This is a genomic window from Devosia insulae DS-56 (assembly GCF_000970465.2).
Taxonomy (GTDB): Bacteria; Pseudomonadota; Alphaproteobacteria; order Rhizobiales; family Devosiaceae; genus Devosia_A; species Devosia_A insulae.
The window spans coordinates 1-11,074 of sequence record NZ_LAJE02000024.1; the positions used below are offsets into that span (position 1 = coordinate 1).

The following is an 11,074-nucleotide window of genomic DNA, read 5'->3' on the forward strand; positions in this document are numbered from 1 at the left end:
CCCTCCCTCAATCCCTCCCCTCAAGGGGGAGGGAGGCGACGACTGGACCGTCGGGGCTAGGCACCAACGCGACCGAGAAACCTCAACACCTGCGCGTTGAACACCTCAGGCCGCTGCAACGGCGCAAAGTGGCTCACGCCAGGCAGCAGCACCAGCTCGGCCCCCGGAATCGTCCGCGCCAGATATGCCGCATGCTCGGGCCGGATGAATTCCTCATTCTCGCTCTGCGCAACCGTCACCGGCACCCGGATCCCCTCGAGCTGAGCCGCCGAATAGTTCGGCTGTGTCCGCTGCATCAGCCCAACCGCATCGGCAAACCCCTGGAACGCATCGGGCGTCGCTGACAGCCGCGCATAGTCCTTCACGTGCCGGTTGAAACAACGGCCGATCACCGGCGTCATTTCGAACGGGTAGGTGCCGCTGTCGTCCACATTACAGGCGAAGTAGAACAGCCTGCTCACCCGCTCCGGCGCCTTGTCGGCCATGATCAGGCCGATCACCGCCCCGTCGCTCCAGCCGACGACGGCCGCCCGCTTGAGCCCCAGTGCGTCCATCACCGCGAAGACGTCGGTCGCCATCAGCTCGTAGCTGTAGGGGCGCTCGTCACGCGAGCTGCGACCATGGCCGCGGCTGTCGACCACCACCACCTGGTGGCCGGCATCGAGCAGCGGCTGCACCTGGTGCTGCCAGTTGCCGGCATTGCCAAGTCCGCCATGCAAGAGGATCACCGGCGTGCCGGAGCCGAAACTGGCATGCCAGATCTGCGCCCCATCATTCTCCACATAAGCCGAGACACCGCCCGACGGCAGCTCGGCGCCCACATCCTCGAAATGCTTCAGTTCGTCATCGTTGAACGTCATGGTCCCTGCTTGCTCGTTTCCGGTTGGCAACGCAACTGGTCGAGCGGGCTAAGGTCCGTTCGACATTTCACGCGAGCTGTTTTCCGCCGACCCAGATGCCGCGGATCACCGGCTGGTCGCCGACCAGCCGCACCCGCAGCAGATCGGCCCTGAGGCCGGGCGTCAGCCGGCCGCGATCGGCCATGCCGATGGCATCGGCGGCATTGGCGGTGACCTTGGCGATCGCCTCATGCAGCGGCATGCCGCGTCCGGCGAGGATAAACGGCGCGTGCAGCAGGCTCGCCGGCACATAGTCCGAGGTGAGCAGGTCGAGCAGCCCGGCATCGGCAAGGCTGGCGGCGCTGGCATTGCCCGAGTGCGAGCGGCCGAGCACAACGTTGGGCGCCCCCATGACGATCTGCATCTTCAGTTCGCGCGCCCGCTGCGCCGCCACCAGCGTGGTCGGAAACTCGCTGATCGCGATGCCGTCGGCGTAGGATTCCTCGACATCGGCGATGGACGTGTCGTCATGGCTGGCGATGCGGAGGTTGCGCGCCCGGCCCAGCGCGCCGATCGCGGCGCGGCCCGGCACCACATAGGTGGTCTGGTCGGCCCGGCGGTCGGCGAGATAGGCGTCGAACTCCTCGTCGGTCCACACCTGTGAGTTCTTCTTGCGGCGGAATTCGCGATAGAGCTGGGTGTTGTGCCACTGGCGCTGTCCAGGCGTGTGGTCCATCACGCTGAGCAGGCGCAGCGCCGGATTGTCGATATGGCGCTCGACGATGCCGAGCAGCGCCGGGTCCGAAAGCTCACAGCGGAAATGCAGGTAGTGGTTGGCCTTCACCAGCCCGGCGTCGCGCGCTTCGGTCAGCCCGGTAATCGCCGCGTCGAGCATCGCCGTGCGCGCCCCGCCGCTGTCATAGTCGCCCAGCGACAGCGCATCGAGCACCGTGGTGACGCCGCCGCCCAGCATCTGCCAGTCATGCGCCAGCACGGCGCTGAGCGTCGACGGCCAGCGCACGCCCGGCCGCGGCTGGAAGTGGTGCTCCATATTGTCGGTATGGAGGTCGATCAGCCCGGGCAGCAGCAGGTCGCCTTCGAGATCGATCTCGGCGCCACCGCTCGCCTCGCCGACAGCTGTGATTTGGCCTTCGGCGATGCCGAGCTCTCCCTCGATCACAGCGTCGGGCAAGACGAGGCGGGCATTCCTGAAGGTGGTGTTCACGGGCGTTATTCCGGGCTGGCGGGCGGCGCGGCAGCGACTCAGCCGCGCGGGGGAGGGCGAAAATCGAGGCGTGATATGACATGTCCATGACGAATTGACGTCAAAGAACGAGCCGCGCCGTTTCCCGTTTCGCCGCACCGCGCCCCTCATGGAACTCCAGCCGATAGTGCCGCGGCGTCTTGCCCAGTCGTTTCTGGAATGCGTCATAGAGCCGGGCCAGCGAGGTGTAGCCGCACTCGAACGCCACCTCGGCGATCTCCATGTCGGTATCGACCAACAGCCGCATCGCGTGTTGCAGCCGATGTCGGCGGATATACTCGCCGATCGACATGCCCAGCACCTTCTGGAACGCCGCCCCGGCATTGGTGGCATGCAGCCCCGATGCCGCCACCACGTCGCGCACGCTGACCGGTGTGTCGAGATGATCGTGGATGAAGCGCGTCATCCGCTCGGCCATCGCCACGGCGCGGTGACCCGAGGGCGACATCGCCGGTGCCGGAGCGCGTCCACCGGCCCGGGCGATCGATTGCGACCACGAGAGGCGCCGCACCCTCAGCCGCACCTCCTCCTCGAGGATATGCCGGCGCGCCGTGTCGGCATCCTGCCACTCGCGCGTCCAGCGCGCGAACATGTGCCGGTCACCCTCGTCGTGCTCGTGGCTGTAGAACACCTCGCCATCGAGAATGGCCTGGCGGAAACCGGGCTCGAGCGGCAGGCTGAGGAAGAACGACAACGGCATATAGGCGCAGCTGAACCGTTGCTGCTCCTCGACTGCCACCACCTGGTGCGGCGTCGCCGCCCAGAAGATCGCCAGCTCTCCGGCATTCAACACCAGCCGGCGCCCGTTGATCAGGTAGGTGAGCTGCCCCGACCACAGGTAGTTCAGCTCGATATGGTCGTGCCAGTGGCTCTCGGGCATGGCGTCGGCGAGATGCGTCTCGACGCAGAACTCGTGCCTGAGGATCTCTTCATTGTTGTCGGACATCGGCACGTCGCTGGGAGTGGTGCGCAGTGCGTTCGGCATGGCGTCCCTCCCTGATGCCCGCAACGACAACCGTCACAATCGCTACTTTTCCGGAAGAATAACACCGAAATTTCGGAAGATTACGCGCCCGCTTTGCCGGACAGTGCCTCGACGGCCTGAGAGCGAGAGGGAAAGCGCTCTTCGGCCACAGGGATCAGATGGAGGGTAGCACCATGAAGGCACTGCTTTCGGCGACCGCGTTCAGCGCGCTCGCATTGTCGGCGACGGCGAGCTTCGCCGAGACAAACCTCACTTACATGATGTGGGGCGATCCACCGGAGATCGCCGTGTGGGAGGCGATCGTCGACGAGTTCGAGGCCGCCAACCCCGACATCAAGGTGAAGGTCGAGGTCTCCGACTGGGACAGCTACTGGGACAAACTGCGGGTGACCACCGTCGGCGGCAACCCGCCCGACGTCTTCGCCATGGATGCGCCGCTTTACCCGGACTGGCAGTCGCGCGGCAGCCTGCTCGATCTCTCGCCCTATCTCGCGGCCGCCCCCGAGACGCTCAATGGCGTCTATCCCGGCCCGCTCGCCGCCTATCAGCTGAGCGCCGGCACCTTCGGCCTGCCGCGCGACTTCCAGACGATCGTCTTGTTCTACAACAAGGCTATGTTCGACGCTGCCGGCGTGGCCTATCCCGATGACAGCTGGACCCTCGACGACCTCCGCGCTGCCGCCAAAAAACTGACCATCGACAAGGATGGCGACGGCCAGACCGACCAGTGGGGGCTCGGCACTGAGCTCTGGGACATGGAACCCATGTGGGGCCCGGTGGTCTACAGCTTTGGCGGCGCGCCGATCAGCACGGATTTCAAGAAGACCACGCTCGGTGACGCCCCGGCGACCGACGCCTGGAAGTTCCTCGCCGATTTCCGCCTGAACGATGGCTCGGTGATGAGCCAGGAAGACCTCGAAAGCTATGGCAGCGACGGCTTTCTCGCCGGCGTTGCGGCAATGACCTTTTCCGGCCACTGGGTGGTGCCGGCCTATTCCGAGCTCGCCTTCGAGTGGGACGTGGCGCCGTTCCCCAAGGGCCCGGCGGGTCGCGCCACGCTGGTCAACAGCGCCGGCATCGTCGTCAGCGCTACGACGCCCAACCCGGATGCGGCCTGGAAGTTCGTGCAGTTCGTCATCAGCGAGAAAGGCCAATCGAAGCTCACCGAACTCGGCTTCGCCATCCCGGTGATCGACAAGGTGGCCAACAGCCCGGTGTTTCTCGAGCAGAAGGCGCGCGGTAGCCACAAGGTATTCCTTGATGCACTGGCCTACGCCCACACCAAGCCGAGCTTCCGCGGCTACGAGGAATGGTCGGCCGCTGTCGGCGACACGCTGGCGCTGGTGTGGACCGGTGAGATGAGCATCGACGACGCGCTCGCCGAGATCGTGCCCAACGCCGACGCGGCGCTCGCCAACAACCAGTAACCCGCCAGGGGACCCGGGCGACCTCCACCGGCTTGCCGGCCGCCCGGGTTAGTCTCACGATGCTGATGGGCAGGGCGAGGGCAACTGAGATGTCGCAGATCGGAGTATCGCCGCGCGGCGCCGAGCGCTTCTGGGTGATCGTGCTGCTGCTGCCGACCTTGCTCGGCCTCGCCCTCGGCGCCTTCGGCTCGATCGCCGCCACTATCGGCATCAGCCTGTTTCAATGGGACCTCTTGAGCCCGGCCAAATGGGTCGGCTTCGATAACTACCTGGCGCTGCCCGAGAACCGCAATTTCCTCAAGGCGCTCGGCAACACCGCTCTGTTCTCCGTCATTTACGTGCCGGCGACGCTGTCGATCTCGCTGGTGGTGGCGGTGCTGCTCAACCAGCGCATCCGCGGCGTCAGCCTGTTCCGGCTGATCTACTTCATTCCGGTGGTCACGTCGCCCACCGCGGTGGGGCTGGTCTGGACCTGGATCTACTCCAAGGACAAGGGCGTGCTGAACGCCATCATCACCACGTTCGGCGGCGATCCGGTGCACTGGCTCGGCTCCGATATGGCGCTCTATTCGGTGGTGATCGTCAACGTCTGGGGCGCCATCGGCGAGGGGATGATCATCTTCCTCGGCGGCCTGCAGGCCATTCCGCGCGATGTCTACGAAGCCGCGACCATCGATGGCGCCAGCCGTTTCCAGCAGTTTCTTGCGGTCACCATACCGATGCTGCTGCCCTCGATCTTCTTCCAGGCGGTGCTGTGCACCATCCACGCCTTCCAGGCCTTCGACTACGTCTACATCCTCACCCAGACCGGCAATGGCGGCTCGAGCCTGCCCATGCTGGTGTTCAACATCTACCGCGAGGGCTTCAACTATTTCCGCATGGGCAATGCCTCGGCCCAGTCGGTGGTGCTGGCGGTGATCGTGCTCGGCCTGACGCTGATCTACTCGCGGCTCAACAAGCGCTGGGGGCAACAGGGATGAGCGCCGTCACCGCCTCGGCCCCGGCCACCGAACTGCCAACCACCGCCTTCCTCGCCAAGCACCTGCGCGAGAACCTCTGGTTTTATCTCGTGCTCATCGCCGGTGGGGTGCTGATGGTCGCGCCGTTCGTCTGGATGGTGTCGACGGCGCTGAAGCCGGCGGCCGACCAGTTCACCCGCGACCTGATCCCGCGCCAGATCACCTTCGAGAATTTCGGCAAGGCCTGGGAACTGATGGAGTTCCAGCACCTGGTCTGGAACTCGTTCCGCATCGCCGCGCTCTCGACCATCGGCCAGGTGGTCACCTGCTCGATGGGCGCCTTCGTCTTCGCCATCGTCCGCTTCAAAGGCCGGGACCTGTTGTTCCTCGTGCTGCTTGCGACGCTGATGGTGCCCTACCAGATGACGGTGATCCCGCAGTTCATCATCTTCAAAACCTTCGGGCTCTACGGCACCGATGTACCGCTCTATCTGCCGAGCTTCCTCGGCGGCGCTTTCGGCGTGTTCCTGCTACGCCAGTATTTCCGCACCATCCCGCTGGAGCTGCTCGAAGCGGCCCGGCTCGATGGGGCGAGCCTGTTCCGGATCTACTGGTCCATCTACCTGCCCCTGGCCAAGCCCGCGCTCGCCGCTCTCGCCATCTTCGCTTTCATGAGTTCGTGGAACGACCTGTTCAGCGCGCTGATCTACCTGCCGTCCGACCTCGAAAAGACCACGCTGCCGGTCGGGCTGGCACTGTTCCAGCGGCTCTATCGCGCGCAATGGGCGCTGATGATGGCCGCGGTGATCATCTCGATCGCCCCGATCATCGTGGCGTTCTTCTTCGCCCAGAAGCAGTTCATCCAGGGGTTCGCCGCGACCGGCATCAAGTAACCCCTGACCTCATCCGTAACCAACCACCCCCTCGGCATCGCTTGACGATCAAGGAAAAACGCATGCTCAAAATCTGTCTCATCGGCGCCGGCAGCACGGTCTTCGCCCAGTCCATTCTCGGCGACGTGCTCTCCAATCCGGCACTCCAGAACGCCACCATCAGCCTCCACGATATCGACGAAACCCGGCTCTCCACCTCCTACGTCGTCGCCAACCGCATCGGCCAGACCCTGGGGCTCAGCAACCTCAAGGTCGAGGCGACAGCTAACCGTCGCGAGGCGCTGCGCGATGCCGATTTCGTCATCCTGATGATGCAGGTGGGTGGCTACAAGCCGGCGACCGTCACCGATTTCGAAGTGCCCGACAGCTTTGGGCTCAACCAGACCATCGGCGACACGCTCGGCATTGGCGGCATCTTCCGCGGCCTCCGCACCATTCCGGTGCTGTTCGACATCTGCCGCGACATGGAGGAGGTCTGCCCGAACGCAACGCTGCTGCAATACGTCAACCCGATGGCCATCAACTGCTGGGCCATCAAGGAGCAGTTCCCGCATATCAAGACCGTCGGCCTCTGCCACTCGGTGCAGGAAACTTCGCACCAACTGGCCGAGCTGCTGGGCGAGAACCCCGCCGACCTCAGCTATCTCTGCGCCGGCATCAACCACGTCGCCTTCTACCTGAAGTTCGGCAAGGTGCTGCCCGACGGCGAATTCGAGGATCTCTATCCGCGGCTGAAGGCCATCGCCCAGCACGGCCCGATCCCTGATGACGATCGGGTGCGCTTCGACCTGTTGAAGCGGGTCGGCCACTTCGTCACCGAGTCGAGTGTGCACTTCTCCGAATACAACTCGTGGTTCCTGAAGCGCGGCCGCCAGGACCTGCTCGAAAAGTACAACCTCCGGCTCGGCGAGTATCTCTATCGCTGCGAAGAACAGATCGCCGAATGGCACCAGCTGCGCCACGACCTCGAAGGCGACGCACCGCTCGAAGTGGAACAATCCAACGAGTACGCTGCCGGCATCATCCGCTCACTCACCACGGGCGAGAACGGCCTGATCTACGGCAACGTCCCCAATCGTGGGCTGATCGAGAACCTGCCTGATGACGCGGTGGTGGAAGTGCCCTGCCACGTCGACCGCAACGGCATCCAGCCCACCCGCATCGGCCGTATCCCCGATCACCTGGCCTCGATCATGCAGCTCTCGATCAACGTCCAGCGCCAGACCGTCGCCGCGGCCGTGACCGGCAAGCGCGAGCACATCTACCACGCGGCGATGCTCGATCCGCACACTGCTGCAGAACTGTCGCTCGACGAAATCTGGAGCCTGGTCGACCGGTTGATCGAAGCGCACGGCAATTGGTTGCCGGTATATCGGTGAGGGGGGCTTTCTTGGTCCCCTCCACTCCACCGGCCGTCACCCCGGCGAACGCCGGGGCCCAGTGCGCAGAGTGCTCGACGAGCTCGATCCCTCCGACCCTGCCGTGATGGACCGGCACGACCACAGTTTGCCCAACCGCCCGAGCAATAGGTCCCGACTTTCGTCGGGATGACGACCGGTGGGTCAGGAAAGGACTGGGTCCTACTTCACACTAGAAAAACTCGTCGGCGTCAGCAGCTGGCTCGACACATTGGCGAGCAGCGGTCCGTTCTCTTCCGACGCCTTGCGTGCCGCCTGCCACTCCGGGTCAGCCATGAACGCCGCCCACCTGGTCTCGCGCTCGGCCAGAGAGTTCCAGCGCAGCATGTAGGTGAGGTCGTTGTTCGAGTTGCCGATCGCCGTGGTCCAGAACCCGGCCTGCTCGATGCCATGCCGCTTCCAGATCCCAAGCGTGTGGTCCTCGAACCGCCGCTGCAGGTCGGCCATTTTGCCGGGCAGGGTGGTGTAGATGCGCAACTCGTAGATCATGCTCGCTCCTCGGCGCCGGTTCTCCGCGCCCGCCGCAGTTAGCCGAAATCAGTGCCAGTTGACAAACGCTGGTACCGGTATCAGTGTTCGCCCGGTCGTGCAGTTTGCACAACCTCAGCTATGCATTTGTACAGCCGTTAGCAGCATAGACGCCTCACAAAGATTATAATAGCATACCATTATAAGAAACGGACGAAGTCCGTCGGAGGATGCTTCGCTGAGGGGCGGAGTAGAGGGCTCGATATCGATCGTCGGGACACGTGACTGCGCCGTCGGCGGCTCTGCGCCACCGGACGACGGGGACGACTTGGCGCTTTTGGGCATCTGGGAGGGAACACATGCCAAATAGATTGAAGCTCGTTTTGGCCGCGCTGGCACTGGCGCTCTGCGCCATGCTGCCGGTCGCCGCTACGGCGCAGACCGTCGATGAAATCATTGCGCGCGGCAAGCTGATCGTTGCCGTGGATACCACCACGCCACCCTACGGCTTCCTCGATGCCGACCTGAAGCCGACCGGCTTCGACATCGAAGTCGCCAACAAGATGGGCGAGGCGCTGGGCGTGCCGGTGGAATTCGTCACCGTCACTTCACCGGGCCGCATTCCGTCGCTGCTCACCAAGCAGGTCGACGTGGTGATCTCGATTTTCTCGATCACCCCGGCCCGCGCCATCCAGATCGACTATTCGATCCCCTATGCCGGCCAGTCGGCAGTGGTGATCGCGCCCAAGAGCACGGCGATCAAGAGCCACGCCGATCTCGTCGGCAAGAAGGTGGGCCTGACCCGCGGCACCGGTGAAGATGGCCTGTTGACCGCGGCCGCCGAAGCCAACCCGGGCATCGAGATCCTGCGCTTCGACGATTACTCGTCGCTGTTGCAGGCCATGGTCTCGGGCCAGATCGACGCCATGGGCGGCGGCGATTACGGCGAGATCTACCTGAAGAAGGCGCAGAACGGCGACGACTTCGAGCAGAAGTACATTCTCAAGACCTTCTATTTCGGCATCGGCGTCGCCAAGGGTAACGACAACCTGCGCCAGTGGATCAACACCTGGCTGTTCACCCAGAAGACCGATGGCGTGCTCGAGGCGCTGTCGATGAAGTACCGCAACCAGCCGCTGCCGGCCCTGCCGGTCTTCTGATCGCGCTCATCTCGTGGGCGGGGCCGACACAGCGGCCCCGCCAACTTCATCGACTTCGACAGGACGCGCATGCAAACGGCCCTGCAATTCGGACCGGTCCTCATCCATCTCGACCGGCTGCTCGTCGGCGTCGGGCAGACGATCCAGCTCGCCGTGCTGTCGATCCTGTTCGGCACCATCATCGGCACGCTTGGGGCTATCGGCCGCAGCTTCGGGCCGCGCTGGGTATCCTGGCCGATCGCCGCTTATGTCGAGCTGATCCGCAACACGCCGCTGCTGATCCAGCTCTACTTTGTCTTCTTCACGCTGCCGCTGATCGGGCTGAAATTCTCGAGCAGCACCGCGGCGATCTTCGCGCTCTCCATTCACCTCGGAGCCTACGCCACCGAGATCCTCCGCGCCGGCGTGCAGTCGGTGCCGGTGGGCCAGATCGAGGCGGCAAAGTCGCTGGGGCTCAGCAGCTACCGCATCATCCGTCATGTCGTTCTGGTGCCGGCGGTCCGCGCCGTCTATCCGGCGCTCTCGGCGCAGTTCATCCTGCAACTGATGGGCACCTCGATCGTCGGCGCCATTGCCGCCGAAGAACTCACCGCCATCGCCAACAACCTGGTGATGGAGACCTTCCGCAGCTTCGAGGTCTACATCGTCATCGCGGTGATCTATTTCGTCCTGGTGCAGGCGGCGAGCCTGATCTTCGCCGGCATCGGCCGCCTGTTGTTCCGCTGGAAGAGCTGAAATGAGCCTCCGCGATTTCGGCCCCAACGAGCTGATGTTCCTGATCATGGCGACGCGCTGGACCATTCTCCTCGCGCTGATCGCCTTTGCCGGCGGCGGGGTGATCGGCCTCGCCGTCGCGGCGCTGCGCGTCGCCCCGTTGCCTCCGTTGCGCTGGCTGGCGGCCGGCTATATCCAGTTCTTCATGGGCACGCCGATCCTGATCCAGCTGTTCATGGCCTATTACGGCTCGTCGCTGCTCGGCTTCCGGCCCGACCCCTGGGCCGCCGCCGCTATCACCTTCTCGCTCAATGGCGGCGCCTTCTTCGGCGAAATCTTCCGCGGCTCGATCGATGCGGTGCCCAAGGGCCAGTGGGAGGCCTCGACCGCGCTCGGCTTCCGCTTCCTGCCAACGCTTCGGCTGGTGATCCTGCCGCAGGCGGTGCGGCTGATGCTGCCGCCCACCGTCGGCTTCATGGTGCAGATCGTGAAGACCACCTCGGTCGCCTCGCTGATCGGCCTCACCGAATTGGCCCGCGCCGCCACGCAGGTGAACACCGTCACCTTCCAGCCGGTGCTGGTGTTCGGCACGGTGTCGCTGATCTACTTCATGCTGTGCTGGCCGCTGTCGCTCTATGCCGGCTACCTCGAGCGCAAGGTCGGGCAGGGGCTGCAGGTGAAGATGAAGAAGCCGCTGCTGCTCGCGAGTTGATCGTCACCAATTGCCCAACCCACCGGCGTCATTCCCGCGAAGGCGGGAACCTAGTGGGATGCCGCATCATCCGTTGACGCTGAGGGATCGCACTGGGTCCCCGCCTACGTGTTGTGTCCCGTGAGGTTGGCGAGGGCCTCGGCTGGTGCCTTGTAGTCGAGGCACCTGAGGCGGGTTTTGTTGTAGCTATCGACGAAAGCGTAGAGGAAGGCGTCGCGCTGGACATGCGAGGCGA

General features: G+C 64.4%; 11 protein-coding genes. 7 read left to right on the forward strand and 4 right to left on the reverse strand.

The window, feature by feature from the left end:
* Positions 1-56: 56 nt before the first annotated feature.
* From VW23_RS00885 to VW23_RS00895, 3 genes are all read right to left on the reverse strand, one after another.
* Positions 57-860: an alpha/beta fold hydrolase gene (locus tag VW23_RS00885; protein ID WP_069907716.1), complete on the reverse strand. Its 804-nt coding sequence runs from the start codon at positions 858-860 to the stop codon at positions 57-59.
* A 67-nt stretch (positions 861-927) separates the two neighbouring features.
* Complete coding sequence (locus tag VW23_RS00890) at positions 928-2,064, reverse strand: alpha-D-ribose 1-methylphosphonate 5-triphosphate diphosphatase (protein ID WP_069907717.1); 1,137 nt, start codon at positions 2,062-2,064, stop codon at positions 928-930.
* 100 nt (positions 2,065-2,164) lie between these two features.
* Complete coding sequence (locus VW23_RS00895; RefSeq protein ID WP_084645405.1) at positions 2,165-3,088, reverse strand: helix-turn-helix domain-containing protein; 924 nt, start codon at positions 3,086-3,088, stop codon at positions 2,165-2,167.
* A 173-nt stretch (positions 3,089-3,261) separates the two neighbouring features.
* Between VW23_RS00895 and VW23_RS00900 the strand changes: the two genes are divergently transcribed.
* The 4 genes from VW23_RS00900 (at position 3,262) to melA (ending at position 7,746) form a co-directional block, all read left to right on the forward strand.
* Positions 3,262-4,515, forward strand: a complete 1,254-nt coding sequence (locus VW23_RS00900) for an ABC transporter substrate-binding protein (protein ID WP_069907718.1) — start codon at positions 3,262-3,264, stop codon at positions 4,513-4,515.
* An 89-nt stretch (positions 4,516-4,604) separates the two neighbouring features.
* Positions 4,605-5,495, forward strand: coding sequence for a carbohydrate ABC transporter permease (locus tag VW23_RS00905; protein ID WP_069907719.1), 891 nt, complete (start codon positions 4,605-4,607; stop codon positions 5,493-5,495).
* Positions 5,492-6,367, forward strand: coding sequence for a carbohydrate ABC transporter permease (locus VW23_RS00910; RefSeq protein ID WP_084645408.1), 876 nt, complete (start codon positions 5,492-5,494; stop codon positions 6,365-6,367). The genes VW23_RS00905 and VW23_RS00910 overlap by 4 nt, the downstream gene beginning before the upstream one ends.
* 62 nt (positions 6,368-6,429) lie before the next feature.
* Positions 6,430-7,746 (forward strand): alpha-glucosidase/alpha-galactosidase, encoded by a 1,317-nt coding sequence (gene melA, locus VW23_RS00915; RefSeq protein WP_069907720.1) that lies wholly within the window; start codon positions 6,430-6,432, stop codon positions 7,744-7,746.
* A 201-nt stretch (positions 7,747-7,947) separates the two neighbouring features.
* Here the strand turns inward: melA and VW23_RS00920 are convergent, their stop codons facing one another.
* A complete protein-coding gene (locus VW23_RS00920) occupies positions 7,948-8,274 on the reverse strand; it encodes an NIPSNAP family protein (RefSeq protein ID WP_069907721.1) in 327 nt (108 codons plus the stop codon).
* Positions 8,275-8,612: 338 nt separating this feature from the next.
* On the opposite strand from VW23_RS00920, the gene VW23_RS00925 reads away from it, so the two are divergent.
* From VW23_RS00925 to VW23_RS00935, 3 genes are all read left to right on the forward strand, one after another.
* Positions 8,613-9,413, forward strand: a complete 801-nt coding sequence (locus VW23_RS00925) for a transporter substrate-binding domain-containing protein (RefSeq protein WP_069907722.1) — start codon at positions 8,613-8,615, stop codon at positions 9,411-9,413.
* A gap of 69 nt (positions 9,414-9,482) precedes the next feature.
* A complete protein-coding gene (locus VW23_RS00930) occupies positions 9,483-10,148 on the forward strand; it encodes an amino acid ABC transporter permease (RefSeq protein WP_069907723.1) in 666 nt (221 codons plus the stop codon).
* Between the two features lies 1 nt (position 10,149).
* Positions 10,150-10,839, forward strand: coding sequence for an amino acid ABC transporter permease (locus VW23_RS00935; protein ID WP_069907724.1), 690 nt, complete (start codon positions 10,150-10,152; stop codon positions 10,837-10,839).
* Positions 10,840-11,074 lie beyond the last annotated feature (235 nt).

Coding starts and splice junctions, on each gene's coding strand:
- melA (WP_069907720.1), top strand. CDS start 6,430: ATGCTCAAAATCTGTCTCATCGGCGCCGGCAGCACGGTCTTCGCCCAG.
- VW23_RS00895 (WP_084645405.1), bottom strand. CDS start 3,088: ATGCCGAACGCACTGCGCACCACTCCCAGCGACGTGCCGATGTCCGAC.
- VW23_RS00900 (WP_069907718.1), top strand. CDS start 3,262: ATGAAGGCACTGCTTTCGGCGACCGCGTTCAGCGCGCTCGCATTGTCG.
- VW23_RS00935 (WP_069907724.1), top strand. CDS start 10,150: ATGAGCCTCCGCGATTTCGGCCCCAACGAGCTGATGTTCCTGATCATG.
- VW23_RS00910 (WP_084645408.1), top strand. CDS start 5,492: ATGAGCGCCGTCACCGCCTCGGCCCCGGCCACCGAACTGCCAACCACC.
- VW23_RS00905 (WP_069907719.1), top strand. CDS start 4,605: ATGTCGCAGATCGGAGTATCGCCGCGCGGCGCCGAGCGCTTCTGGGTG.
- VW23_RS00885 (WP_069907716.1), bottom strand. CDS start 860: ATGACGTTCAACGATGACGAACTGAAGCATTTCGAGGATGTGGGCGCC.
- VW23_RS00920 (WP_069907721.1), bottom strand. CDS start 8,274: ATGATCTACGAGTTGCGCATCTACACCACCCTGCCCGGCAAAATGGCC.
- VW23_RS00930 (WP_069907723.1), top strand. CDS start 9,483: ATGCAAACGGCCCTGCAATTCGGACCGGTCCTCATCCATCTCGACCGG.
- VW23_RS00925 (WP_069907722.1), top strand. CDS start 8,613: ATGCCAAATAGATTGAAGCTCGTTTTGGCCGCGCTGGCACTGGCGCTC.